This is a genomic window from Rhizobium lusitanum (genome assembly GCF_014189535.1).
Taxonomy (GTDB): domain Bacteria; phylum Pseudomonadota; class Alphaproteobacteria; order Rhizobiales; family Rhizobiaceae; genus Rhizobium; species Rhizobium lusitanum_C.
The window spans coordinates 1,790,540-1,815,358 of record NZ_CP050307.1; the positions used below are offsets into that span (position 1 = coordinate 1,790,540).

General features: G+C 59.9%; 23 protein-coding genes and 1 pseudogene. 5 read left to right on the forward strand and 19 right to left on the reverse strand.

The genetic code is table 11. From position 1 onward, the window contains the following. Positions 1-3 precede the first annotated feature (3 nt). On the reverse strand, positions 4-1,122 hold the full coding sequence (locus HB780_RS11335) for an LLM class flavin-dependent oxidoreductase (RefSeq protein WP_183687768.1): 1,119 nt from the start codon (positions 1,120-1,122) through the stop codon (positions 4-6). 20 nt (positions 1,123-1,142) lie between these two features. After that, a complete protein-coding gene (locus tag HB780_RS11340) occupies positions 1,143-2,312 on the reverse strand; it encodes an acyl-CoA dehydrogenase family protein (protein WP_183687770.1) in 1,170 nt (389 codons plus the stop codon). Positions 2,313-2,531: 219 nt separating this feature from the next. Between HB780_RS11340 and HB780_RS11345 the strand changes: the two genes are divergently transcribed. Then, entirely contained in the window at positions 2,532-3,041 is a 510-nt protein-coding gene (locus HB780_RS11345) for a cupin domain-containing protein (protein ID WP_183687772.1), read from the forward strand. A 19-nt stretch (positions 3,042-3,060) separates the two neighbouring features. Here HB780_RS11345 and HB780_RS11350 read toward each other — a convergent pair whose 3' ends face one another. After that, positions 3,061-3,843, reverse strand: coding sequence for a class II aldolase/adducin family protein (locus tag HB780_RS11350; protein ID WP_183687774.1), 783 nt, complete (start codon positions 3,841-3,843; stop codon positions 3,061-3,063). 11 nt (positions 3,844-3,854) lie between these two features. Further along, positions 3,855-4,853: a D-isomer specific 2-hydroxyacid dehydrogenase family protein gene (locus tag HB780_RS11355; protein ID WP_183687776.1), complete on the reverse strand. Its 999-nt coding sequence runs from the start codon at positions 4,851-4,853 to the stop codon at positions 3,855-3,857. A 422-nt stretch (positions 4,854-5,275) separates the two neighbouring features. On the opposite strand from HB780_RS11355, the gene HB780_RS11360 reads away from it, so the two are divergent. Next, positions 5,276-6,304: an NADP-dependent oxidoreductase gene (locus tag HB780_RS11360; protein ID WP_183687778.1), complete on the forward strand. Its 1,029-nt coding sequence runs from the start codon at positions 5,276-5,278 to the stop codon at positions 6,302-6,304. Between the two features lie 14 nt (positions 6,305-6,318). Here HB780_RS11360 and HB780_RS11365 read toward each other — a convergent pair whose 3' ends face one another. The 8 genes from HB780_RS11365 to HB780_RS11400 all read right to left on the reverse strand — a co-directional run bounded on the left by HB780_RS11365 (position 6,319) and on the right by HB780_RS11400 (position 14,812). Then, positions 6,319-7,086 carry a gamma-glutamylcyclotransferase gene (locus tag HB780_RS11365; protein ID WP_183687780.1) on the reverse strand — a complete coding sequence of 256 codons (768 nt, stop codon included), beginning with the start codon at positions 7,084-7,086 and terminating at the stop codon, positions 6,319-6,321. A gap of 100 nt (positions 7,087-7,186) precedes the next feature. Continuing rightward, positions 7,187-8,416: an acyl-CoA dehydrogenase family protein gene (locus tag HB780_RS11370; protein WP_183687781.1), complete on the reverse strand. Its 1,230-nt coding sequence runs from the start codon at positions 8,414-8,416 to the stop codon at positions 7,187-7,189. Then, a complete protein-coding gene (locus HB780_RS11375) occupies positions 8,416-9,213 on the reverse strand; it encodes an ABC transporter ATP-binding protein (protein WP_183687783.1) in 798 nt (265 codons plus the stop codon). Before HB780_RS11375 ends, HB780_RS11370 begins: the two co-directional genes overlap by 1 nt. A 15-nt stretch (positions 9,214-9,228) precedes the next feature. After that, positions 9,229-10,566, reverse strand: coding sequence for an ABC transporter substrate-binding protein (locus tag HB780_RS11380; RefSeq protein ID WP_183687785.1), 1,338 nt, complete (start codon positions 10,564-10,566; stop codon positions 9,229-9,231). A 96-nt stretch (positions 10,567-10,662) separates the two neighbouring features. Then, positions 10,663-11,724 (reverse strand): branched-chain amino acid ABC transporter permease, encoded by a 1,062-nt coding sequence (locus HB780_RS11385; protein WP_183687787.1) that lies wholly within the window; start codon positions 11,722-11,724, stop codon positions 10,663-10,665. 3 nt (positions 11,725-11,727) lie between these two features. Continuing rightward, entirely contained in the window at positions 11,728-12,609 is an 882-nt protein-coding gene (locus HB780_RS11390) for a branched-chain amino acid ABC transporter permease (RefSeq protein WP_183687789.1), read from the reverse strand. 11 nt (positions 12,610-12,620) lie between these two features. Beyond that, complete coding sequence (locus HB780_RS11395; protein ID WP_183687791.1) at positions 12,621-13,388, reverse strand: ABC transporter ATP-binding protein; 768 nt, start codon at positions 13,386-13,388, stop codon at positions 12,621-12,623. Continuing rightward, positions 13,388-14,812: an LLM class flavin-dependent oxidoreductase gene (locus HB780_RS11400; RefSeq protein ID WP_183687793.1), complete on the reverse strand. Its 1,425-nt coding sequence runs from the start codon at positions 14,810-14,812 to the stop codon at positions 13,388-13,390. The genes HB780_RS11395 and HB780_RS11400 overlap by 1 nt, the downstream gene beginning before the upstream one ends. 724 nt (positions 14,813-15,536) lie before the next feature. On the opposite strand from HB780_RS11400, the gene HB780_RS11405 reads away from it, so the two are divergent. Further along, positions 15,537-15,824, forward strand: coding sequence for a co-chaperone GroES (locus HB780_RS11405; protein WP_183687795.1), 288 nt, complete (start codon positions 15,537-15,539; stop codon positions 15,822-15,824). Positions 15,825-16,211: 387 nt separating this feature from the next. Here the strand turns inward: HB780_RS11405 and HB780_RS11410 are convergent, their stop codons facing one another. Further along, positions 16,212-17,225, reverse strand: a complete 1,014-nt coding sequence (locus HB780_RS11410) for a DUF2891 domain-containing protein (protein WP_183687797.1) — start codon at positions 17,223-17,225, stop codon at positions 16,212-16,214. Between the two features lie 288 nt (positions 17,226-17,513). Here HB780_RS11410 and HB780_RS11415 point away from each other — a divergent pair. Both HB780_RS11415 and HB780_RS11420 read left to right on the forward strand, forming a co-directional pair. Further along, a pseudogene (locus HB780_RS11415) lies at positions 17,514-17,753 on the forward strand (cyclase family protein); the annotation flags it as partial. 43 nt (positions 17,754-17,796) lie between these two features. Next, complete coding sequence (locus tag HB780_RS11420; RefSeq protein ID WP_183687799.1) at positions 17,797-18,867, forward strand: LLM class flavin-dependent oxidoreductase; 1,071 nt, start codon at positions 17,797-17,799, stop codon at positions 18,865-18,867. A 38-nt stretch (positions 18,868-18,905) separates the two neighbouring features. Here HB780_RS11420 and HB780_RS11425 read toward each other — a convergent pair whose 3' ends face one another. The 6 genes from HB780_RS11425 to HB780_RS11450 all read right to left on the reverse strand — a co-directional run bounded on the left by HB780_RS11425 (position 18,906) and on the right by HB780_RS11450 (position 24,798). Continuing rightward, complete coding sequence (locus HB780_RS11425) at positions 18,906-19,916, reverse strand: GlxA family transcriptional regulator (protein ID WP_183687801.1); 1,011 nt, start codon at positions 19,914-19,916, stop codon at positions 18,906-18,908. A 102-nt stretch (positions 19,917-20,018) separates the two neighbouring features. Then, positions 20,019-21,017, reverse strand: a complete 999-nt coding sequence (locus HB780_RS11430; RefSeq protein ID WP_183687803.1) for a 4-hydroxyproline epimerase — start codon at positions 21,015-21,017, stop codon at positions 20,019-20,021. A gap of 18 nt (positions 21,018-21,035) precedes the next feature. Continuing rightward, a complete protein-coding gene (locus HB780_RS11435; protein ID WP_183687805.1) occupies positions 21,036-21,887 on the reverse strand; it encodes an ABC transporter permease in 852 nt (283 codons plus the stop codon). Then, complete coding sequence (locus HB780_RS11440; RefSeq protein WP_183687807.1) at positions 21,884-22,732, reverse strand: ABC transporter permease; 849 nt, start codon at positions 22,730-22,732, stop codon at positions 21,884-21,886. Before HB780_RS11440 ends, HB780_RS11435 begins: the two co-directional genes overlap by 4 nt. 28 nt (positions 22,733-22,760) lie before the next feature. Further along, positions 22,761-23,852 carry a quaternary amine ABC transporter ATP-binding protein gene (locus tag HB780_RS11445; RefSeq protein WP_183687808.1) on the reverse strand — a complete coding sequence of 364 codons (1,092 nt, stop codon included), beginning with the start codon at positions 23,850-23,852 and terminating at the stop codon, positions 22,761-22,763. A 94-nt stretch (positions 23,853-23,946) separates the two neighbouring features. Next, positions 23,947-24,798 carry a glycine betaine ABC transporter substrate-binding protein gene (locus tag HB780_RS11450; RefSeq protein ID WP_183687810.1) on the reverse strand — a complete coding sequence of 284 codons (852 nt, stop codon included), beginning with the start codon at positions 24,796-24,798 and terminating at the stop codon, positions 23,947-23,949. Positions 24,799-24,819: the final 21 nt, after the last annotated feature.

Sequence of the window (24,819 nt, forward strand, 5' to 3'; positions counted from 1 at the left end):
TTGTTATTCCGCTGCCTGCACGCTTGCCTGCGCATCGCGCTCGGCCACCAGCGCACGAACGCGCGGAATGAGGTCGCGGCCATAATGGAAGGCATCCTCCAGCGGATCGAAACCGCGGATGAGGAAAGTGGTAATGCCGAGGTCGTAGTAATCGAGCATGGCTTCGGCCACCTGATCCGGCGTGCCGACCAGTGCAGTCGTGTTGCCGCTTGCCCCAGTCAGCGCCGCCATTTCGGTCCACAGGCGCTTGTCGAGACGCGCACCGTGGGAAGCGGCCGCAAGCAGTCGCTTCGAGCCCTCGTTCGGCGGATTGCTGCTGGCACGCCGGCGGATATCGATCAGCTTTTCGGCGCTCGGATCCTTGCGCAGCGCCTTGGCGCGTTCGAGGAGGCTGGCTGCCTTCTCCCAGGCTGCCTCTTCGGTCTCGGCAAGGATCGGGCGAAGCGACAGGCTGAAACGCGGCGAGCGACCGTGTTGTGCAGCGATTGCGCGCACCTTGTGCACGGTCTCGGAAACCTGCTCATAGGTCTCGCCCCAGAGCGCATAGATATCGGCATGCTTGCCCGCGACCGCGAAGGCCGCCTCCGAGGAGCCGCCAAAATAAACCGGAATGCCATCGGCACCCTGCGGTTTCACATTGGCGAAGGCCTGCTCGACCCGATAATATTTGCCGGCATAGTCGAAGGGCTTCTCGCTCGTCCACTCCTGGCGGGCGATATCGAGATATTCGCTGGTGCGGGCATAGCGCTCGTCCTTGGTCAGGTGATCGCCATCCTGGGCAAGCTCCTGGTCGTTGCCGCCGGTGATGATGTGAACGGCGACGCGGCCTTGGGAGAGATGATCGAGCGTCGCAAGCTGACGAGCGGCAAGCGTCGGCGTCGTGAAGCCGGGGCGATGGGCGATCATCAGCTTCAGCTTGCGGGTCTGGCCCGCGACATGCTGGGCGATCAGAATGCTTTCCGGCGAGGTCGAATTGAAGGCGAAGAGAACGCGGTCAAAGCCGCCATTCTCATGGATCGCGGCGGCAGCGGCGATATGATCGAGATCGATAAGCGGGCCATTGCGCGCGATTGTCTCGGACGCATTGTGGTTTCCGATGTAGCCGATGAATTCGACAGGCATGCTATCCTCCGTTCGTTGGATCAGACACCCAGGACAAGCCGGCCTGCGCCGATGCGCACCGTATCTTCCTGCGGGCTGTGAATGCGGCCGCAGAGCACGTCGCGATGGTGGCGCTCGAGCGGATTGTTGCGGGAAATGCCGTGATTGCCGGTGAGCTTCAGAGCCTTTTCGACAGCGTCAATGGCATTTTCGGTGGTAACGACCTTGATGAGGCCAGATTCCGATTGGGTGAAGGAGACACCTTCATCGATGTCACGCGCGGCGGATGCGATCAGCCGGCGGTTGACGGTGATCAGTTCCTCGATCTCGCCAACAGCTTGCTGGATGCGCGGCACGGTCGCCAGTGGCGCCCCAAGATTGGTTGGCACACGGTTCTTGAGGAAGGTCACCAGCCAGTCGCGAGCGGCTTCGGCAACGCCGGTGTAAAGCGCGCCCGGCAGAATGCCGAACCAGGCCGCCTGCCCCTCGCCGCGACTTCCCCACTCTTCCGGCAGGCGGATATCGACCGCGTGGTCGAGTGGCACCTCGACATTGTCGAACACCGCGTCATGACTTCCAGTGGCCCGCATGCCGAGCGGGTTCCAGGTCTTGTCAGTGGTGAAGCCCGGCGTATTGAGCGGCACCAGGAAGCCACCAACACGGGGTTTGTCTTCATCCGTGCGCGCCCAGACGATGGCATAGGTCAGCCCTTCGGCGCCGGTGGAGTAGATCTTGCGGCCACTGATCGACCAGCCGCTTTCAGTGCGTCTGGCCGTCGTTGCCGGTAGACCGCCGCGTATCGGCGTGCCGAGCTCAGGCTCGACGCGGAAAGCATTGATGAGCGCGCCATTCTCGACCGCGTCGGACAAGACCTTGCGAACGAGATGCTCCGGCCAGCGCCCACCCGGGATCGTCGCCAGGTTGATATATTGCATGATCAGGATCAGTGCCGTCGACGGCTCGCCGCGGGCGATGGTGCGGATCACCTCCGCCGCTTCGGCAAAACTCGCCCCTGCTCCACCGAATTCGACGGGCGCCGTCAACGCGACAAGGCCGGCCTCATGTGCGAGCCGGATATTATCGAACGGAAAGGAGGCGCTCTCGTCGTAGCTTGCCGCCGTTTCCGCAAAACGAAGTGCAAGGATCGAGGCACGTCGCAAGGGATCGAGCGTTTCCGAGACCGGCTTCTGTCGAATGTTCTGCACGGTCATGATCGCCGCCCCAATTATGTTTAGCTGATATTATCTACTGATTTTATAGACTAAAGAAAACTTCGCCCCCTCTGTTGGCTTTGAGCGAAAAATACTGCCTCTTTGGGCCATCGCTTCGAAACGGGATCGCTGGTTCGCCCCGCGCCCGGCAGTATTATCGGCACCGTTCACAAGTTGAGCAGCCGCGCCGCCGCTAACAATTCAAGGGAAGAGAAGACAGTGACGCACGATCATGGCCACGACGACCACCATCACGACGACGATCACCACCACCATCATGCCGACCATTGGCGCGACAATGGCGTGAAGGTCATTCCGGGCAATTCGCTCGATCCGAACACGGCGCAAACGCCGGGCATGAACCGGGCGACGGCCATCAGCAAGGCGCGCGCCGGGGCTGAGAAGATCTGGGCCGGAACGGTGACGATCCACGCCAATGCCAAGACCGGCGCCCATCATCACGGCGATCTCGAAAGCATCATCTATGTCGTCAAGGGCAAGGCCCGGATGCGCTGGGGTGATAATCTCGAATTCGTTGCCGAAGCCGGCCCCGGCGATTTCATCTTCGTACCGCCCTACGTGCCGCATCAGGAAATCAACGCCAGCCGCGACGAAACGCTGGAATGCGTGCTGGTCCGCTCCGGCCAGGAACCCGTCGTCGTCAACCTCGATATCGAACCGGTGGAAAAGCCGGAAGAGGTGCTCTGGATCGACCCGATCCATAAATAAGTCCCGATGATTTCCGGGTTCAATCGAGCAGATCGGGCTCTGCTGCCACGATCCAGTCCCAAAGCGGCTGGAACGAGAAGTAGCCGCCCTTGTGGGATCCGACCTGCGAGGCGGTGTGCCGCGCAATATCATGGTGGATCGGCTTCGGTTTTCCGGCTGCTTCCGCGAGCAATTGCGTGCGCGCGGCATTATCCATGGAGATGAACCACCATGCGGCGGCCTCTACCGTCGGACCGACCGTCAGCAAGCCGTGGTTCTGAAGGATAGCGGCTTTCTTGTCCCCCAAGATCTCGGCGAGGCGAATACCTTCTTCCGCTTCCAGGACGACGCCCGAGAACGGGTCGAATAGCGCGTGGTCTTCGTAAAAAGCGCAGGAATCCTGCGTCAGCGGATCGAGCAGCCGTCCAAGCGACGCCCATGCCTTGCCGTAGGTCGAATGGGTATGGGCTGCGGCAAGAACATCGGGACGAGCGGCGTGGATCGCCGAGTGGATGACGAAACCGGCCTGGTTGATAGGGCGATTACCGACCAGGATATTGCCGCTGTGATCCACCAGTTGCAGATCCGAAACCTTGATCTGGCTGAAATGTTGCGCCAGCGGGTTGATCCAGAACTGATCGGGAAATTCCGGGTCGCGCACGGTGACATGGCCGGCCAGTCCCTGGTCGAATCCATAGCGGGCAAACAGGCGGAAGGTGGCTGCAAGACGTTGCTTGCGATGCAGGCGTTCTTCCTCGACGGACGGAGACGTCTCCCGTTCAATCAGCTTGAACTTCTTCGGATGCTCTTCATGCTTTGTCATGATGTTATCCTTCAATAGCGGGTCAGAGGATCGACGACGTCGGAGAGCGGCAAGCCACGGACATAGGCATCGAGATTGGCGATAATCCGATCCGTCAGCCGCTGGCCGTTGCGCGTTCCGGACCAGGAAATGTGGGGCGTGATCAACACTTTGGGATGCCGATAAAGCGGGTGGCCTTCCGGCAGCGGCTCCGGATCGGTGACATCGAGCGTCGCGCCGGCGAGGTTCGGTCCATCGAGGGCGGCAAGCAGAGCCTCCTGATCGATCAAACCGCCCCGCGCCACATTGATGATGTGTTGCCCCGGCTTTGCCACTGACAAGACCCGCGCATCAAGGATGTGACGGGTCTCCTCCGTCAGCGGAGCAGCAAGCAAGAGATGATCGGAGCCGGCGGCCAATTCTTCCAACCCACTCAAAAAGCGTACACCATCCTGCGTTCCGGATGTGCCCGTTCGCCGGACGGCGAGAACCTCCATACCGAAGGCATTTGCACGGACGGCAACCGCCTTGCCAATCGCGCCGAAGCCGAAGAGACCGATCGTCTTGCCTTCGACTGTACCGGTTGCGGTTTGCGCGTATTGTTCCGGCGTATGTATGGCCAGTTGCCGCAGGCGCTTTTCATGTTCGAAGATCGCCGCGAAGACATATTCGGCGATCGGGTCGGCGGTGATGCCACGCCCACAGCTCACCTTGGGTCCGTCGGCCGTAACGAACCAATCCGGATAAAAATCGATGCCGGCCGAGACGACCTGAACCCAACGCAGATCGGCTGGCCATTCCGGTGGTCGAACGCGGGGCGCGGCTTTCCAGCGCGGCCCCGGACGCGTCAGGAGAACATCGACGCCCTTCGGAATGTCCCACACCTTTTCCTCGTCGTATCCGGGCACGACGGTAGGCTGCGACCAGTGCGCGCCGAGCACATCATCGAATTCCGCGCCCAACTGGTTGAGCACCACGGGGCGGCGGAGCGAAGCGTCACTGGATACTGCGTTTCTGGCGTCTACATTCACGGTGGGTTCCTCAGACTATCTTGACCAACGGGCCGTTGAAACGATGGTCGAACGTGGTGCGGAATGATGCCAGGATCCAAGAGGATGGCTGCAACGTTCTGGACCGGCGCAGCGCCAACATCGAGCGAAGCCATCTCCACCCCTAAGCAATTGCTATTGCCTATATAATCCAGTTAAACTATAGATTATACAGGCAAATAAATTGCAAAACGGCGGATGCCGGAGATTGATTTTTTGGATAGCCTGCAAAGGGCAGCATCATGTTTCAGCAATGACTGGCAGCCCTGCGCCAACGTCAATAGCGAAGAAAAAAGCGGGATGATGCGGATGGCAATCAACCGCCCCGAGAAACTCAGGGGCCGGTCCAACTGAAGCACATCGCCGATACCTAGAAGCAAAAGTCAGAACGAGGAAACATACGCATGGCCAGCCAGTCCGTCTCCACCCGCATCGTCCTTGCGTCGCGCCCATCCGGAACACCGACGGCGGCGAACTTCCGGCTCGAGCAGGAGCCGGTCCGGGATCTTGCCGAGGGCGAAGTTCTTCTCGAGATTCTCTATCTTTCCCTTGATCCCTACATGCGTGGCCGCATGGACGATGCCAAATCCTATGCCAAGCCGGTCGACATCGGCGGCGTGATGGAAGGCGGCACGGTCGCGCGGATCGCACGCAGCCGCAATACGGCGTTCAACCCCGGGGATATCGTCCTCTCGCATTCCGGCTGGCAGAGCCATGCGATTTCCGACGGCACTGCGTTGCGCAAGCTCGATCCAGAGGCGGCACCGATCACGACGGCACTCGGCATTCTGGGAATGACGGGCTTTACCGCCTATGCCGGGCTGCGCAATATCGGCAAACCCAAAGCCGGCGAGACGCTGGTGGTCGCGGCAGCGAGCGGTGCGGTCGGCTCCGCCGTTGGCCAGATGGCGAAGATTTTCGGGGCGCGCGTTGTCGGGATCGCGGGCGGGCCGGAGAAATGCGACTACATACGCAAAAAGCTCGGCTTCGATGCAGCAATAGACCATCATTCGAGCGATTTTCCCGCACAGCTCGCGGACGCCTGCCCGAAAGGAATCGATGTCTATTTCGAGAATGTCGGCGGCCATGTCTGGAGTGCGGTATTTCCGTTGCTGAACGACTTCGCGCGCGTCCCTGTTTGCGGGCTGATCGCACATTACAACGAAGGCCCTTCCGCCTCGAGCGGACAGGATCAGCTCCCGACCGCGATGCGGGCCATTCTGCGCAAAAGCCTCACGATACGGGGCTTCATACAACGCGAGTTTACCGACCAGCGTCCCGACTTCTATCGCGAAGCCGGAACATGGATCTCCGACGGCAGGCTCAAATACAAGGAAGATATTGTCGACGGACTTGAAAACGCTCCGGAGGCTTTTCTCGGTCTTCTGGAAGGAAGGAATTTCGGCAAGCTGATCGTGCGCGTCGCGTCCTGAGCAGCAATAGCTGTTCAGTGGTCGAACATACCAGCGTCCCCTCCCGACGGGACGCTGGCAGACGCCGGATGTTCAGGTCTTGACCCATCGAGCTTATGGATGGCTCGAATCTCGCAAGCGACCAGCTTCTGAAGCCGCCACAGGTTCCGGTCGCGAATGCCCCATTCCTCCAGGTGCTTCACCGTCAGGTACAAATATTCGGCACAGGAGCCCATATGGCCGCATGCCCTGGCAAGCACATGCGCGACCGTCTCCAGCGGCAATTTGCGGGAAACCCGCTTGCCCCTCGGCCCTGCCCAAAAGACCAGGGCGCGCACCAATCCTTCGCTTGTCTCGACCGGAATCCAGCGAACGGTCGAAATGTCTTCGAGCGTACCGACTTCGCGGCGGATCATCCGGCGAATTTGACCAAGGCGGTCCTCATCGGCAAGCTTGAAGACAACGCCATTGCAGCGCCCGCCCCGATCGAGCGCCATCATGAGGCCGGGCTGTGTTCTTGTTCCCCGCCAGCGCGTCATTTCCAGGCAGAACGATCGATGCCAGCCTCGCGCAGAACCCTGGCGTGACTCGACAGCATCAAAGTCTGGTTTCCATATCAGTGATCCATAGGCAAAGACCCACAACGGGGTGCCTTCGGTTTCATGAAGGAGCCGCTTCGCCAGAGCCTCTATCTCGTCTTCCTTGAGGGGAATGCGGTAAGGTTCAGGGCCGGGATCGACTTCAGTTCGAAAACTGAGCGAAACCAACTGATCCGTCAAAACCATCTTTGATCTCTTAGACATCGAAAGTTCACCCTGTCGGATTTCGTTTCCTTATCGCTACCGGACCCTCATCATGATCGATGCCTGGAGACCGTTCGAAATACCCAGATGCTGACAATCCTCAAGCCGGCGTACCAATCCGCCATTGATAAGGCGGTGGCGTTCCGTTGACGGCGAAATCTCCGATGATGCGGTCCTTGTAGATACGCGGATTGTGAGAGGACAGCGTGCGGGCATTGCGCCAATGGCGGTCCAGCCCGTTCGGCTTCTTGGTCGCCGAGGCGCCCAGTGCATCGAAAAGACTGGTGGACGCCTGCAGGATCAGATCCGAAATGACGGTCTGGGCTTGTGCGGTTTCAAGTTCGGCGAGCGCGTTCGCCTTCTCCTCCAGCTCCGGATCATCGATGAAGCGAGTGTCGAACGCCCGCTGGATCGCCGCTGCCGCCTGAAGCACGATAGCACCTGAACTATAAGCGCCACCACGGATGCGCCCGACAACCTGCAGAACCTGCGGGTCCTGGCTGGAACGGGGGCCAGCCGCATGGGTATAGGTCCGCGTGCGTTCCGCAACGGCCTTGGCGACATCGTTGGTGATCGCCCGGCCGATGCCCGCAAGGGTCGCCAGATGAACGAGCTGATAGAAGGCGGCACCATACTTGAAGCGATCATCATCAAGCACGATGTCGTCTTCGGTCACCTTGACGTTGGTGAACGTTGTCGTACCGCTTGCCGTCAGGACTTGGCCAAATCCATCCCAGTCGTCGACGACATCTACACCTTCGGCACGACGGCGCACGGCAACCGCGATCCCCTCGCCGTTTGCATTGGAGGCGCCGACGTCGATCCAGTCGGCGTAAAGCGAGCCGGTCGTATAATATTTGGCGCCGTTGAGTACCAGGGAGCCGTCGTCGCCCGAGACATGGGTCGAGAAGCGATCGAGCCCCGCTCCATTTCCAATCTCCGTCCAGGCACTACCCAAAGTCTCGCCACGACCAATCCGCTCGAACCAGACTTTCTGCCGCTGCGCCGACTTCGAATTGAGAATGTCCTCGGTAAAGCCGAAATGGGCGCGCAGCGCCTGGGTGATGTTGGAATCCGCCGCTGAAAGTTCGATCAGAAGGTTGAAGAATTCCGGCAGCGTTGCGCCCTGCCCGCCATGCTCACGCGGCAGGCGAACGGCACCGAAGCCGGCCTCCTTGAGCCTTTTGATGGCGTCGAAGGGCAGATCGCGCTCCAGTTCGCGGCGGTTGGCATCCTTGGCGATATCATTGAAAATCGGGCGGAACGGTGCCGCGATCGTCTCGTATCTCTCACTCGGGCCGGCGCCCCAGCCTTGTGCGATCTGTGTCATCAGTGTGGGTATCCCTGTTGGTCCTGTGTTTCGGCGCGGTTGCCGCCGAGGTAGAAATCATGGACGTCGTCGCGCGCCCGCAGCTCCTCCGCCGTCCCGGAAATGGCGACGCGACCGTTTTCGAGAATGTAGCCGTAGTCGGCATAGCGCAGCGCCAGATTGACGTTCTGCTCGGCGATCAGAAAGCTGACGCCGCCCTGCTTGTTGAGCGTGTGGATGATCTCGAAAATCTCCTGCACGATGATCGGCGCAAGGCCCATCGATGGCTCGTCGAGGAGCAAGAGGCGCGGTTTCGTCATCAGCGCACGACCGATGGCGACCATCTGCTGTTCACCGCCGGAGGTAAGGCCCGCTTTCGTCCGGCGTTTTTCCTTAAGCCGCGGAAACCAGCTGTAGATCTGCTCCAGATCGGCCTGCAGGTCGCGCCGCTTGGGGCGGCGCAGGAAGCCGCCCGACAGGATATTTTCCTCGACCGTCAACTGCGGAAAACAGTGTCGCCCTTCGAGAACCTGGACGACACCCTTGGCCACCAGCCGCGAAGCGGACAGGCGATTGATCGCCTCTCCATCCCAGGTGATCGACCCTCGGCTCACATGGCCGCGCTCCGGCCCGAGCAGGTTCGATATCGCCTTCAGGGTTGTCGTCTTTCCGGCGCCGTTGGCCCCGAGGAGAGCGACAATCGCGCCCGCCTCGACCTTGAGCGAGACATCCCTCACGGCCAGGATCGCCTGGCCGTAAAGAGCCTCGATGGTGCGGACCTCAAGCTGCCCGCCTTGTGTAGCGCCAACAACGCTCATCGGTTCACCCGCCCGTCAGTTCGCCACCGGCTCGCGCGGCGGCAAGTTCTTTTCCTTGGCATAGGCGGCGGCCTTGGCGAAGATTGCATCCTTGAAGAGCGGCCTGTCCCCCTTCAGCCAGCCGGTGACGGCATTCCATTTGGTGCCATCCCACTGCACGATCTTGGCGGCCGGCTGGCCCTCATGATCCTGCGGCGTCACCTTGAGCGGGCTCAGCAAGCCGGTTGCGCCGAGTTCCTCGATCCGTTCCGCCGTGATGTCGAGATGCTCGACGGCCCAATGACCTTCCTCCTTGGTCAGCGGGTGGTTACCGAACTTCGCCTGTCCGGTGCGCAGGACTTCGGTGAAGATAATCGCCTGCACGAGGCCGGCATTGTAGTAGACCGAACCGAACTTCGTGGGGTCCTTGAGATCCCCCTTGCCAGCGTCGATGATGTTCTTCTTCAGCTCCTGGCTGATCTTGAAATCAGTGCCTGACGGATAGACGGAGACGGCGAGATAGTTCTTTGCCGCGGCACCAGCCGGGCGCGCGTCTTCCTCGGAGCCAGTCCAGATATCGCCGATGATCCGGTCTGCCGGAAAGCCGACGCGAGCGGCCGTCTTCAGACCGACCGGCGACATCACGCCCCATGCGCGGAAGAATACCCAGTCGACGCCGGCGCGCTTGATCTGCTGCCATTGTGCCTGCTGCTGCTCGCCCGGATGCGGCACGGGGATCTGGATGTCCTCGAAGCCATACTTCTTGGCGAGGATACCCATCGGCTGGATGGTTTCGCGTCCATATCCGGAATCATGGTAGAGCGTCGCGATCTTCAAGCCCTTCAGCTTGTCGTAGCCGCCGACCTGATTGGCGATATGCTCGACGACGATCGAGGCTTCCGTCCAGTAGTCGAAAAGAAGCGGAAACTGGTAGGGGAAGACACTGCCATCAACGGCATCGCCGCGTCCGCCGGCGACCGACACGATCGGCAGCTGATCGATGCGTGCCTTGTCGGAAATCGCCGCATCGAAGCCGCTCGACGTGGTGAAGAGGGCCGCGACCGGCGCGCCGGCATAGCCGTTCTTGTAGCGCTCATAGCATTCGAATGCCCGCTCCAGCGTATAGGCGGTCTCGCATTCCTGTACGAAGATCTTGACGCCGTTGACGCCGCCCTTTTCGTTTATGTAGTTGAAATAATCGCGATATCCCGCCCATTGGGGAATACCCGATGGTGCATAAGGACCGGTGCGGTAGGAAAACAGCGGAAAGAGCTGCTGTCCTGTCCCTTCCTCCGCTAGGGATGGCGTAACTGCCGCCGACGCTGCGATGGCGATCGCCCCGGCCAGCATGAATGCTTTCTTGAAAAATGACATTGGAAACCCCGTTGGTGCAATGAAAGAAGGCGGCGCCTGACTGCTTGGGAGGAGGAACCCGACGCCGAAGGTTCACCCTTGTTTGAAAAAGAACGTCTATGTCGCCCCGCGCTTCCATTTGCCGATGGCGGTGGTTGCCCGGCGTATGAGCGCGGCGAGACCGTCCGGCTCCTTGATCAGGATAAGGATGATGATCACGCCGAAGATGACGCGCTGCAGGTTCGTCAACGCCCCTTGATCGCCAAGGAACGAGAGGTTGGCGGCAAGGACGATGCGATCGAGCAGGATCGGCGTCAGCACGATGAAGGCCGCGCCGAGGAAATTGCCGAAGATCGTCGCGGTGCCGCCGATCAGCACGATGAAGAGCACCTGAAATGACTTGTCGAGATTGAAGGTGTGGGCATCGGAGGTGCCGAGATAGGCGAAGCCCCAGAGAACGCCGGTCACGCCCAGAAAGAACGAACTGATCGCATAGGCTTGCAGCTTGCGGCGCGCGATGCGAATGCCGATCACCGAGGCGGCCGTATCCATATCGCGGATCGCCATCCACTCGCGGCCGAGACGGCTCTTCACGATCAGGAAAGCAAGGCCTATCAGCGCCGTGGTAACCGAGATTGCCAGCAGGTATCGGCCCGCCGGAGACTGGAGATCCCATCCAAGAAAGGCGAGACGCGGCGCCGAGATCGTCAGTGACTGACTGTCATTGGAGAACCAGGTGAAATTGCTGAAGACCCATTCGAAGAAGAATTGGGCGCCGAGCGTCGAGGCACCGAGATAGAAGCCTTTGATCCGAAGAGCCGGAAGTCCGAAGACGACGCCGGCAGCAGCGGCGACGAGACCCGAGACCAGAAGCACCACCGGAAGCGGCAGGAAGGGCGCGCGCAGGATCAGATTATAGGCGGAGAATGCCCCGATCGACATGAAGGCGGCCGATCCCAATGAAACCAGTCCGGCATAGCCCATCAGGAGGTTGAGGCTGATCCCGGCAAGGCCCATGACCAACGTGGGGATGATGATCGAGCTTAGCCAATAGTCGCTGGCGCCAAGCGGCACCGCGACGAAGAGCACCAACAGTCCGGCAATGACAGCCAGAATGCGCAGATTGCTCTTCGACGATATGGCGGCGGCCTCGGCGAGCACGTTGTTGGAGACGCTCATGGATCAGACCCTTTCGATGGCGCGGTCGCCGAAAAGGCCGGCCGGGCGGACGAGGAGGAAGGCGACTGCCAGGATGTAGGCGAACCAGGTGGAAACGCTGCCGCCGACCAATGGGCCGATATAGATGTCGGCTAATGATTCCGCCGCACCGACGATCAGACCGCCGACAATGGCGCCAGGAATGGAAGAGAAGCCGCCGATGATGAGTACCGGCAGCGCCTTCAGCGTGATCAGCGACAGCGAATACTGCACGCCTTGGCGCGCGCCCCACAAAAGCCCGGCAACCAGCGCCACGATCCCCGCGACGCTCCAGACGATGCGCCAGATCTGCGGCAGGCGGATACCGATCGACTGCGCGGCGAGCGTATCGTCGGCAACAGCACGCAGGGAGATCCCCATGCGGGTCTTGCTGAAGACGATGGCGAGAACAACGACGAGCCCGATCACAATCAGCGAGGCGACGATGTCGAACTGGCTGATCAATATGCCGCCGAAATCGGTGGCGATATCATCGATCCCGATATCGAGCATATGCACGTCCGTTCCAAGGAAGAACTGCGTCGCGCCCTCGATGACGAAGCTCAGGCCAAGCGTCGCCATGAACAGGGTCAGCGGATCGCGGTTGCGCAGAGGTCTGAGAACCAGCGCCTCGATCGCGACCGCCGTCGCGATCATCACGCCACAGGTGATGGCGAAGGCAATCCAGAAGGAAGTGCCTCGCTCGGTCAGTGTGACGAAAGTCAGCGCCGCGAGGAACACCATCGCGCCCTGCGCGAAGTTGAAGACGCCGGAGGCCTTGTAGATCAGCACGAATCCGATGGCGACCAGGCCGTACATCAGGCCGGCGAAAAGGCCGGTGGTCAAGGTTTCGAGAAAATATCCCATCGTGACAACCCCTAATGAACCGTGCCGAGATAGGCGGAGATGACCTCGGGATTGGTGCGGATCTCATCCGGTCCGCCGTCCGCGACCTTGCGGCCGTAATCCAGCACGACCACATGACTGGCCAGGCCGAGCACGATGCCGACATCATGTTCGATCAGGACGATGGTGGTGCCGAAGGCGCGATTGACCTCGGCGATTACCCGGCTCATATCCCGCTTCTCATCCTGGTTCATGCCGGCCATGGGTTCGTCGAGGAGCAGGAGCTTGGGCGACGCGGAAAGCGCCCGTCCGAGATCCACCCGCTTCTGAACGCCGTATGGCAAGGTCGACACGACCGTGTCGGCATAGGGTTCGAGGCCAAGAAAGGAGATAATCCTGCTGGACCGAGCCTCGAAATCGCGCCGTTCCTCGGCGTCGCGGCCAAAGCGGAAGATGTTTTCGAGAAAGCTCGCCTTTCCGTGGCGGGAAATACCCGCAAGCACGTTTTCCCTCACCGTCAGGCGGCGGAACAGCGCGTTGTGCTGAAAGGTGCGCCCGATGCCGAGATGAGCCGCCTTGAAGGGATGGATGGCCTCGAACCGCTCGCCATCAAAGACGACATCGCCTGAATCGGCGCGGTAAACACCATTGATGACGTTGAGCAGAGAGCTTTTGCCTGCACCGTTGGGGCCGATCAGCGCACAGATTTCCCCCCTCGCGACACTGAAGCTCAACGCATTGAGCGCGCGCACGCCCTTGAAGGAAAGGGATACATCATGAAGTTCGAGCAGGCCGGCCATCACGCACCGACCGATTTTAACGGCAGCGACGCATCACCCGCCTCCGCCTCGCGCCGCTTCACGGCCTCGATGTCGCGGAAGCCATTCGCCGGGTGGCTGACTGGCAGGTAAGGCCCGTCTCCGAAGAGTTTTTCACGCAAGGTTCCGGGCTTGTAGGCGGTCGGATAGACGCCACGCTTCTGCAACTCCGGCACGATATGGCCGACGATATCCTCGAAGCTGTCGGGCGTCACCGCATAGGCGATGTTGAAGCCGTCGACGTCGGTATCTTCGACCCATTCTTGCAGGATATCGGCGATGCGTTCGGTTGAGCCGACGAAGACAGGCCCCATGCCACCGATGCCGCCAAACTGCGCAAGCTCGTCAATGGTCCAGGATTTGTCGCCCCCGGCAATGTGCTCGACAAAGGAGTGGATCGCGTTGGTTTCGATCCGCTCCACCACGTCGGTCGGTGCATATTGCCCGAAGTCGATGCCGCTCCAGCCGGACATGAAGGTCAGAGAGCCGTCATAGGAGACGTAGCTCTTGTAGTCCTCGAACTTCTTCTGCGCCTTCTCTTCCGTCTCATCGGTGATGATGGTGATCAGCGTATAGATGAACACCTTCTTCGGATCGCGGCCAGCCGCGGCAATGCGCTCGCGAATATCGGCGACATAGTGCTTGAGGACGGATTTCGTCGGCGCGGCGACGAAGATGCACTCCGCATGCCCCGCCGCGAATGTCTTGCCTGGCCCTGAAGCACCTGCCTGATAGAGCACCGGCGTGCGTTGTGGCGAGGGCTCCGACAGATGATAACCCGGGACCTCGAAATATTTGCCCTTGTGGCCGATCTCGTGAACCTTGGACGGATCGGTGAAGATGCGGCGGTCGCGGTCACGCTGCACCGCGCCCTCTTCCCAGCTCCCCTCGAAGAGCTTGTAGAGCACCTCGACATATTCGGCCGCGACTTCATAACGGTTGTCGTGCCGGCGAAGTCCGCCCTGCCCGATATTCTTCGCGCCGCTCTCGAGATAGGAGGTGACGATGTTCCAGCCGACGCGACCCTTCGTATGGTGGTCCGCCGTCGAAAGGCGGCGCGCAAAGGTGTAGGGATGCTCGAAGGATGTCGATGCCGTGATGCCAATGCCGAGATGTTCCGTCGCAAGCGCGATGGGAGCTGCCAGCTGCAGGGGATCGTTGACCGGGATCTGCGCCGCCTGCTCGATGGCGTGATAGTTCGACCCCTTGTAGACGTCGTAATAGCCGATAACGTCGGCAATGAAGACGCCATCGAAAATGCCGCGCTCCAGCGTGCGGGCGAGATCCTGCCAGTAGTCCAGATCCTTGTATTTCCAGGATTTGTCACGAGGATGCGCCCATAGGCCCGGCGATTGATGACCAACGCAGTTCATATCGAATGCGTTAAAACGAATTTGGCGGCTCATGACATTCCCCTGCTGAGTACCTGGACGGGCAGATGGGGGAAATTAGGCGGGGCGGTCCGCTCAATACAGGAAATCTATGGTTTTAATATATATAAAGGGGGGATTATTTTGCCTCTCGGCCCGGCATGTAAGGGATTGATGAAATTTGGCACCCGGCAGACCACAGGTTCCGGCTGCTCTGTTTAGCAATGCTCTACGAGGGATTTAGATCCAGGCACCTTATCGCGAGCGCCGTGCTTCATCAGAGGGGGAAGGGATGCTCCAAGTGGAGCCAAAGACAGCCAGTCATGCGGCGCGCATTTGTAGCCGGACCAAGGGAGACGGCGGTTGTCTCGATGCTGGCTGGATGAACCTCACCGGGGGTGCACGACAAGGCGCACAGCAAGATCAAACCAGCCAGCGGCGTGTGTAGAACCAAGTTAATGCGGCAAGATAGTGACGCTTACGTAAGGCCCATTCTTTTCGTAAAGGAAGATGCTGTCTCCGGGCTATTCAAGCGGAGGCTTGAAACCAGACACGCTCGCGTTCCCTTTGGCTTGGTCAGGGCAAAACACATAAATTCTAAAAATTTAGTAGAAAATTGAAATTCCCTTCTCTGTTCCGCGACTTAAATCGCAGCGATGCCCTTTGCCAATCGCGATCCTTCTCGGGAAAATATCGTTGTTGGCATCTTCATAGGAGTGCTGCCAAGCGACGTTGAAGTGAAATCAGGAAGGAAACACGAATGGCATTTCGCCCACTGCATGATCGTGTCGTCATAAGGCGCCTCGAAAGCGAAGAGAAGACGCGGGGTGGCATCATCATCCCGGACACCGCCAAGGGAAAACCCCAAGAGGGCGCCGTCGTCGCCATTGGCCCAGGGCTGCATGATGAGAGCGGCAAGCTTGTGCCTCTCGACGTCAAGGCCGGCGACCGCGTGCTTTTCGGCAAGTGGTCGGGCACGGAGATCAAGATCGACGGCGAAGACCTGCTGATCGTCAAGGAAGCCGACATCCTCGGCGTAGTGGCCTAACACGGACTTTTAGGAAGGAAATCATCCATGGCTGCCAAGGAAGTCAAATTCTCCGCCGATGCCGGACTCATCCCTCATGCCAAAAGGCTTCAGGCGCGACGCCGGCATTTTTCAAGTTTCCGCTAAATATTAGATATATATGTCAAATCCATGCGTAAAATAGGTCGGTCCATATGTCGCCTTTGAAGCGCCGCGGACACATTATGATCATACTCGACGCGATCGGCGTTTCCCTCCTCCCGGTCTCGCTGCGTTGGCTGTTCCCTCTGGAGGTTTGACCTTCAAACTTAAAGGGCTCCGGTTTACGCCGAGAGCCCTTCTTTCTTTTCTGTTGTCCTGTGTAGCCACGCCATCAAATGGCACTTACCGCGCTTCGTGCTCTCTCGCCTAGACCTCGCTCTCGAGCGCTAGCACGGCGAACGTGGCAAGCCAGTGCTCACCCATATAATCGGAAGCGATGTGCGGGAGGCCCGTGGTCAAGTGATGGTCGGCCGCTTCCAGCATGATGGCTCGGCGGGGATCGTCGGCGGATAAAGCGGCGGCCAGAGAACGCCAGCACCAGGCCCGGCTGAGATTCAGCCCGTCGAGATGGGCGATCTTACCATCAGTACGATCCGTGACCGTCGCCGGTCGGAACAATGTCGATGGCTCATGCTCCGCAATCCGTGGCAGGAAACGGTCGAACCACGGCAGGAAGTCTTCCCCGGGCAACAGTCGGCGCATGCACTCCGCCTCGACGAGGGCGGAAGACTGGAATTCGTCGCCGCTCGGCTCTCCCCAGGCCGGGCAATCGACATCCTCGCCATACCAGCGGCTGGCCGTATCACCAAGGAGGCCTGTCAACTCGGCATCCTGCGTGACGGCCGCATAGTCCGCTGCCATCCTCAACCCGAAAGCTGTGTTGAAATGGGTGCCGACCCGTATGGGATAGGTCGAAAGCGGCAGGAAATCCCGGAAACGCTGGGCGATGACCTGCGCCAGCGGCGCAAGCGCCCGCGACCAACGTAGGTCATCCTGCAACGCCAACTCCGTCGCGAGCTTCAGCAGCCATGCCCAGCCATAAGGACGCTTGAAGGCACGCGCCGTTGGCGCTGCGAAATAGGCGCATTCGGCGGCGACCTTCTCGGCAACAAATTGTTCGTCGAACAGGGCACGAACGCTGGCGGCGAACGAAAGTTCGGGAAACCGGCGCAGCAGGCGCGCCAACAGCCAATAGCTGTGTACGCAGGAATGCCAATCAAAGCTGCCGTAGAAAATCGGATGAAGATCGCGCGGCGTCCGGGCGTCGTTCGGTCCCGAGAGCGCGTGATCGAGATTGTTGGGATATTCACGCCGAACATGACCAAGCGCGATGTCGGCGAACTGCTCGGCCAGTTCAGGTGTCAGGATGGAGAGCGTCACGGTTGGTCCTTTGCAAACGATAAAGACAATGGAAGGTCCCTGCTTATTGGGCCATCGGCCCCTCCCGTGTCGTCGGACCTGAAATTTTTTACAGATCGTCTCATATCAGCAAATTTCTTCGCCTGAAGCCAACATAAAGTCCATAACTTTTATAGACTACCATGGTCTCCCATGGATATAAGTTGGGCACACATCCGTCGCGCATTCAGCCTTTGCCGGCGACGGATCGAACCGACGAATTGGGTTGAAGCAGCGATGACAACCTTGCTCAGACAGAAGCGCGGACGTAATGGCTATGCGCAGGCCGAAGGTGTTGCAAACCTCGATCAGGTTCCGGAAACCGGTGCACTGGTGGCGATCGGCTATCCGAAGTTCGGCGGCGGGCTGGGCGGCTATGCCCGCTATATCGCCATCTGCCCTCCAGATTGGCCGCATGGCGTGACCATCAGCTCCGTGCCGGAGGCGCCTCTTACAAAATTCGACAAGCCACTTCACTACGATGAAGCAGCCGGCATGCGCGTTCGCTAGGACGAGCAATCAAACCCAACTTTTAGAAATGCAGGCCCACCCCATGAGCGGCAATTCCGAATTTCTCTGGTATATCCCGAACGACGTAAAAGCCGGCCATCGCGGCGATTCCACCGTCGAAAACCATAACAGCCTGGAGACGTTGACCATCCACGCAAAAGCGCTGGAGGAGCACGGCTGGAAAGGCGCGCTCATCGGCACCGGCTGGGGCCGGCCCGACACCTTCACCGTGGCGGCGGCGCTCGCCGCGCGAACCACCACCTTCGAACCGCTCATCGCGATCCGCCCAGGCTATTGGCGGCCGGCGAACTTCGCGTCCGCCGCGGCCACGCTGGATCAGCTGACCGGCGGGCGGGTGCGCGTCAACGTCGTATCGGGTCTAGATAACCTGGCCGCATATGGCGACAGCGAAGGCGATCAGGCGCACCGCTATGCCCGCACCAGGGAGTTCATGCGGCTGGTTCGCAGGCTATGGACCGAAGAAAACGTCACCTCCGTGGGCGAGCATTTCGGGGTCACTGAATCCACCGTGGTACCGCGCCTCGAGGCTCGCGGAAGCCGCCGGCATCCCAAGCTCTACTTCGGCGGCGCCTCGGAAGCAGCCGAACAGGTCTCCGCCACCGAGGCTGATGTCCAGCTCTTCTGGGGTGAACCGCTCGACGGCGTCCGCGAGCGGATCGAGCGGCTTAGGGCGCTGAGCAAGACGCTGGATCGCGACCTCCCGCCGCTGGAGTTCGGGTTGCGGATCACCACGCTGGTCCGAGATACGACGGAGCAGGCCTGGGCCGACGCCGAGGCGAAGGTCGCCGAGATGGCCAAGAGCAAGGGTGCCGGCTGGAACGACCATCGGCAGTCCATCGCGGTTGGCCAGCGACGTTTGCTCGATCTGCACGAGCGCGGCGACGTCCTCGACGACAACCTCTATACCGCGCCGGGCAAATTCGGCGGCGGCGGCGCCGGTACGACATGGCTGGTGGGTTCGGCCGATGACGTCGCCCGCTCGCTGCGCAAATATCAGGATCTGGGCATCACACATTTCGTGCTTTCCGACACACCGTATCTATCCGAGATCAAGCGGCAGGGCGATCAACTGCTTCCGCTGTTGCGCGGTTGACACCGGAGCCGTTATCCAACTCTGCCTTCTTCAATCGTTCAAGCCTGCGCCGCCGCCGCTCTAATCTGCGTTGGCGTCCGTCCATACATACGCTTGCAGCATCGGGAAAAGTGCGAGGCGCTTTCGAAGCCGACGTCCAGCGCGACCTCGATCACCGAGCTTTTGGTTTGTGTCAAAAGTGTCCTGGCACGCTCGAGCCTGACGAGATTATAAGCCTTGGCGGGGGAGATCCCGGCCTTCTCCAGAAAAATCCGTTCAAGCTGCCGGCGGGATAGCCCGACCAAAGCAGCTAGCTTCTCGATCGAAAGTTCCCCATCGAGATGTTGCTCCATGGTGATCAACGCCGCCTTGACGCGGGTATCCTCGAAATCCTCATAGAGAGGGCGTCGGGGCTGGATATCCGTCGAGGACCGCGCCTTCTCGATTTGCAGCACTTCCAGGGCGTTTCGCTCCGCATCCCTACTGATATAGCGCCGGACCAGGGACGCGGCCATGTCGGCAGCACTGCTGCCGCCGGCGCATGAGCCGCGCGTCCGGTCGAGATTGAAGATGCGATCCGAGCGGACATCGTGATCGGGAAAGCGCTCACGAAAAGCCTGATAATGCAGCCAGCTCACGCAGGTCTGGTGCCGTTTCATCAAGCCTGCTTCCGCAAGGATGAAGGAGCCCGTGCAAAGCCCGATGAGCGGCACGCCCTTGGCGTCGGCCAATCGCAGGAATTCGATTGTCTCACGGTCAACCGGGTTCTCCAGGTTCAGCAGTCCCCCGACAACGACGATATAGTGAAACTGGCTGGGATCGATGAAGTCGGAGGTCGGTGCGACCTGAACACCGCAGCTTGCGGTGATGAGATGACGGGTACTGCCGAGAACGTGCCAATCGGCAAGGACACGGCCGGAGCGATCCAGATCATCGCTCGCCAGTCTCAATGTATCGACAAACAGGGCGAAGGCGGAAAGGGTGAAGGACCTCGCGAGCACGAATCCGATCTTCAGCCGCTTCTTTTGCGCGGCATTGCCGGAAGGCTGCGCGTGATCTCTCGTCTTCATTTCAGAACCTCGTGTTTCATACCTTCGAAAGCACCAGTGCTTTCAAGGCATGCGGCCTTGGCCATCTCGGCGGGACATGCTCCGTCCTTCTCCCCTTGTCATTTACCGAATTTGAAAGCCGTGGGCGAGTGGGTCACGTTCATCGACGAAGATTGTATTGTGGCCGATGACCCTGGCCCAACCGCCTATGCTCGGCAAGATGCCTGGCATATTACCCACAGTGGCAACACCTTCGATGCGCCCTTCGAACACCGTTCCGATCAGGCTTTCATTGCGAAATGAATCGCCAACGCCAAGACGGCCGCGACCGTAGAGCTGTGCCATGCGCGCCGAGGTGCCGGTGCCGCCGGGGGATCGGTCAATCGCCTTGTCTCCATAGAAAACGGCACCGCGGCCATCTGAGTTTTCGCTGCCTGCAGCGTCACACCAGATTGCGTGGTGCACGCCCCGGATCCGTTCGTCATCGGGGTGAACCGGATCGCAGACCACAGAGAGCGCATCACGAAGCCTCTGGCTGAGCGAAACGATATCGCTGGCACTCATGCCATCCAGCCCGCTCCAGTTTTCCTGGGGTTCAATGACCGCGTAAAAATTCCCGCCATAGGCGATATCGACCGACAGCGAACCCAAACCGGGGACATCGACAACGACGTCCTTGCTATGGAGATAGCTCGCGACATTGAAGAGCCGGACTGCCTCCACGAAACCGTCCTTCAGCTGATAGTCGACGTCGACCTTCCCGGCCGGCGTCTCGATCGACAATCTGCCCGGCACCCTCGGGGTGATCAGGCCTTCCTCTATCGCGACAGTCGCGAGACCTATCGTCCCCGCCCCGCACATTGGAAGGCAGCCGCTGACCTCAATGAACAAGGCGGCAAAGTCGCAATCTTCGCGAATGGAGGGATAGATGATCGCGCCCGACATGATGTCATGGCCACGCGGCTCGAACATCAGCGCCTTGCGGACCCAATCATGGTCCCGGACGAAGATCTCGCGACGCTCCGCCATCGAGACATGGGGCAGCAACGGCCCGCCACCGGCAACAACGCGAACCGGGTTCCCGCAGGTGTGTGAATCGATGCAAAAGAAACTGCGGCGCATGTGTAAACTCCGGAAATACTAGAATGTGAGTGCGGCGCGCTTTCGCTGAAGCGCACCACGCGAAAGCCGATCAAGCAGAAGAGCGACCGCGACGATGCAAAGCCCGGCGCGAAGCCCGAGCCCCATCTCCATGCGCGTCAGGCCTCTGGTTACCTCCGCACCAAGGCCACCCGCTCCGACGAGGCCGGCCAGGACGACCATGGCCAGGGAGAGCAGGATGCATTGGTTGAGGCCGACCACGAGTGTCGGCTTGGCTGAAGGGATCTCGATCTTGAGAAGGATTGAGGTCGGCGACGCGCCGATTGCCTGGCCGAGCTCCTTCAGATCGTTCGGCACCTGACGGAACGCGAGCGTCGTCAGCCGCAGCATGGGCGGGACACCGTAAACGATCGTTGCGATGATCGCGGGTACCCGTCCGAGGCTGAAGATCATCACCGCCGGTATCAGATAGACCCAAGGCGGCACGGTCTGCATGATATCAAGAATGGGCCGGATGATCGCCTCGATGCTCCTGTTTCGTGATGCGAGGATCCCGAGCGGGAACGCGAGCGCAACGGAGATGAAGACGGCAACGGTAACGAGCGAAATCGTCTGCATCGACGGCACCCAGAGATCGGCTACCAGACAAAAGCCGAGGGCCAATGCTGCAAGAAGAGCGACGCGCCAACCGGCAACCGAGAGGGCGAACATGACGACCAAGGCGATCACCGCGTAAGGTGGCAGCGACAGCAGCACCGCTTCAATGGCATTCAACACGGCTTCAATCACCGTGCTGATCGTCGCGAATAGCGGGTGGAAATTGGTGTTGAGCCAGTCGACCACCGGCGCGAGCAAGACCCCAGGCGAATATGCCAGAATCGAAGGATTCATGTCCGTCCTCCATAGCTGACGCGCGCAGCGCCCTGTGCCAGTCGATCGAGAACCATTGTCAGGACAACGATTGCAGTCGCGGCGTTGATGGATTTGGCAATATCGAGCGTTCGGATTGCACCATAGATCGTTTCTCCAAGCCCGCCGGAGCCGACGATCCCGGCGATCACCACCATCCCGAACGCCATCATCAGGCTCTGGTTTATTCCCGCCATGATGCTCGGCATCGCAAACGGGAGCCGTATCTTGAAAAACGTTTGCAGGCCGGTAATGCCGCTGGCCTGACCCAGTTCCACGAACTCCAGCGGCGTCATTCGAATGCCGAGAGAGGTCAGCCGGAATGCCGGCGGCATGGCAACAATAACGGTGGCGACCAACGCAGTTGCAGGCCCGTATCCGAGAAGGGCAATTGCAGGCAGGAGATAAATGTAGGGAGGCATGGTCTGGATGAGATCGAGCACCGGCTCGAGTATCCGATCGAGTGCCGGTACAAACCCTGCGATAACACCAGCCGGAATTGCAACAAGCAACGCCAGGAATGTCGCGGTAATGACGAGGGCGAGCGTGCTCATGGTCTCGGGCCAGAGGCCGATCGCGGCACAGAAAACCAAGGCGACGACGGCGAAGATGCCGAACCATACATTGACCAACCGCCACCCCAGGGCAGCGATGACGATGGCAACGATGTAGAAGGGCGCAAGTTGCAGCGCCCAGAGGACACCATCGTACAATCCTTCAAGGACATCTCGAAAGAAGTCGAAAACAAACCCGCCATTGTCGCTGACCCATTCGAGTGCGGCATCCGTCGTCGTGTCGAAGGCATCTGCAAAACTTGAACTGTCCATCTCGGAACGCTCCAACTAGAGATACGAATTATGCCGCGGCAAGTTCGTCGGGTTGCGCGCCTTTGACGCCTCGCAGGAGACCTCGGGTGGTGACGACGCCGATGACAGAGCCGCTATCGACCACAGCGATGCCATCGCGTTCGGATTGCATCGTCAATCCGATCAGCTCGTCGATGTCTGCTTCTGGCGTGGCCGTGGTCAGCGTGGCGATATCGGCGTTCGGATGCGACCGCTGATATTCGGCAACGGAACTCATGACCGAGTGGGCCTTTACAAGGTGGAGACGGGATATGCCGGCGACGAATTCCGCCACGTAATCATCTGCGGGGTTGAGGACGATCTCCTCGGCGGTGCCAACCTGGATGATGACGCCATCCTTCATGATCGCGATCCGGTCGCCAATGCGGATCGCTTCGTCCAGATCGTGGGTGATGAAGACCGCCGACTTCCCCAGCTCCTTCGTAAGCTGCCGAAACTCATCCTGAAGCTGGCGTCGGATCAACGGATCGAGCGCGCTAAAGGGCTCGTCCATCAGAATGATTTCCGGATTTGCGGCAATTGCGCGAGCCAGGCCCACGCGCTGCTGCATGCCGCCTGACAGCTCTGCCGGGTAACGAGACAGCCAGTCGGCGAGGCCCACTTTCTCGAGCGCCTCGGTCGCTATCTTATTGCGCTCCGATTTGCCGATCCCCTGAACTTCCAGCCCAAAGGCGGCGTTCTCGAGAACCGTACGGTATGGCAGAAGAGCTACGCTTTGAAACACCATTCCAATGTGACGGGCTCTCGTCTGGCGGAGATCAGCGGCACTCAATGCGGCGAGGTCGTGCCCCTTTACGATCACCTTGCCAAGGCTCGGCACGATGAGCCTGTTGAGGAGCCGGATGAGCGTGGATTTTCCGCTGCCGGACAATCCCATGATGCAGAAGATCTCGCCGCGACGGACCTGAATGCTGGCATTGGAGACGCCCACCACACAGTTGTAGTCCTGAAGGATCTGCTTTTTGGTCAGCCCTTTTTCCACCACGGCTTTTACGGCCGTGCCCGCCTTGTCCCCGAAGATCTTCCAGATCGACTGGCAGTCGATCAAAATTTCGCTGTTGCCAATATCCGATTTGTTCATCTCGATCCCCTGGAACCAGTTCAAAGCTGGCTTCTCTTGTCGACTGATGTTTGGATTGACCGCCCGGAAAAGGACCGGGCGGTCAATCCGTCGGTTAGTTCTTCTTGATGTTCTCCCAACGCTTCAGAAGATCCGCATGGCTATCCGTCCAGTCCTTGACGGCCTGGTCCATGGTCTTGCCGTCCTTGACTTCGCCGTTGATGGAGGTGATGTCCGCGATCGGGACGTAGACGCTGGCCATCACTTCGCGCGCATGCGGGTAATCTGAAGAGAAACCCTTGTGGCCGATCCAGTAATAGCTCTGCGGCGGCGGGAAGATGCCCTTCGGATCCTTGAGGTACTTCACCTCGTACTTCTGGACCATCCATGACGGCTCCCAGATCGTGACAGCGATCCATTCCTTACGGTCATAGGCCGACTTCAGCGCCGCCGACATGGCGGCTGTGCTACCTTCGACAAGCTGGAGCTTGATATTGTAGTCCTTGACTGCGTTCGACGCGTCGCGCATCAGGCCGGAGCCCGGTTCGATGCCGATGATCTTGCCGCCGAACTTGTCGGCGTTTTCGTTGAGCTGTTCGAGCGAGTCGATGGGCACGTATTTTGGAACGGCGATGCCCTGATAGAGACCGTGCGAGACGGGCGAAATCTTCTCGAGGCGGTTCTTGTTCTTGTCCCAGTAGTCCTGGGCCACATAATCGGTCTGCGAGGCCAGGACCTGAATATCGCCCTTGCCGAGCGCAGCATAGGCAATGCCCCATTCGGAGAATTCCGTCACCTTGACGGTGTAACCGGCGTCCTCGAGAACCTTCTTGGTAATCCCGGTAATCGGCGTCAGGTCTTCCCACGACAGCGTCCCCATCGTGATCGTCTTCTCTTCGGCGCGTGCAGGCAGCATGGTCATTCCGACCATCGCAGCGGCGCATAATGCTTTCCACAATGTCTTCACGATTTCTCTCCTAGTTTTTGT

Excerpts from the sequence above, each read along its gene's own strand:
- HB780_RS11350 (WP_183687774.1), bottom strand. The coding sequence starts at position 3,843 with ATGACAAAGCATGAAGAGCATCCGAAGAAGTTCAAGCTGATTGAACGG.
- HB780_RS11390 (WP_183687789.1), bottom strand. The coding sequence starts at position 12,609 with ATGGGATATTTTCTCGAAACCTTGACCACCGGCCTTTTCGCCGGCCTG.
- HB780_RS11335 (WP_183687768.1), bottom strand. The coding sequence starts at position 1,122 with ATGCCTGTCGAATTCATCGGCTACATCGGAAACCACAATGCGTCCGAG.
- HB780_RS11380 (WP_183687785.1), bottom strand. The coding sequence starts at position 10,566 with ATGTCATTTTTCAAGAAAGCATTCATGCTGGCCGGGGCGATCGCCATC.
- HB780_RS11395 (WP_183687791.1), bottom strand. The coding sequence starts at position 13,388 with ATGGCCGGCCTGCTCGAACTTCATGATGTATCCCTTTCCTTCAAGGGC.
- HB780_RS11445 (WP_183687808.1), bottom strand. The coding sequence starts at position 23,852 with ATGAACAAATCGGATATTGGCAACAGCGAAATTTTGATCGACTGCCAG.
- HB780_RS11425 (WP_183687801.1), bottom strand. The coding sequence starts at position 19,916 with ATGAAGACGAGAGATCACGCGCAGCCTTCCGGCAATGCCGCGCAAAAG.
- HB780_RS11365 (WP_183687780.1), bottom strand. The coding sequence starts at position 7,086 with ATGTCTAAGAGATCAAAGATGGTTTTGACGGATCAGTTGGTTTCGCTC.
- HB780_RS11340 (WP_183687770.1), bottom strand. The coding sequence starts at position 2,312 with ATGACCGTGCAGAACATTCGACAGAAGCCGGTCTCGGAAACGCTCGAT.
- HB780_RS11435 (WP_183687805.1), bottom strand. The coding sequence starts at position 21,887 with ATGAATCCTTCGATTCTGGCATATTCGCCTGGGGTCTTGCTCGCGCCG.
- HB780_RS11420 (WP_183687799.1), top strand. The coding sequence starts at position 17,797 with ATGAGCGGCAATTCCGAATTTCTCTGGTATATCCCGAACGACGTAAAA.
- HB780_RS11385 (WP_183687787.1), bottom strand. The coding sequence starts at position 11,724 with ATGAGCGTCTCCAACAACGTGCTCGCCGAGGCCGCCGCCATATCGTCG.
- HB780_RS11430 (WP_183687803.1), bottom strand. The coding sequence starts at position 21,017 with ATGCGCCGCAGTTTCTTTTGCATCGATTCACACACCTGCGGGAACCCG.
- HB780_RS11360 (WP_183687778.1), top strand. The coding sequence starts at position 5,276 with ATGGCCAGCCAGTCCGTCTCCACCCGCATCGTCCTTGCGTCGCGCCCA.
- HB780_RS11440 (WP_183687807.1), bottom strand. The coding sequence starts at position 22,732 with ATGGACAGTTCAAGTTTTGCAGATGCCTTCGACACGACGACGGATGCC.
- HB780_RS11405 (WP_183687795.1), top strand. The coding sequence starts at position 15,537 with ATGGCATTTCGCCCACTGCATGATCGTGTCGTCATAAGGCGCCTCGAA.
- HB780_RS11375 (WP_183687783.1), bottom strand. The coding sequence starts at position 9,213 with ATGAGCGTTGTTGGCGCTACACAAGGCGGGCAGCTTGAGGTCCGCACC.
- HB780_RS11370 (WP_183687781.1), bottom strand. The coding sequence starts at position 8,416 with ATGACACAGATCGCACAAGGCTGGGGCGCCGGCCCGAGTGAGAGATAC.
- HB780_RS11400 (WP_183687793.1), bottom strand. The coding sequence starts at position 14,812 with ATGAGCCGCCAAATTCGTTTTAACGCATTCGATATGAACTGCGTTGGT.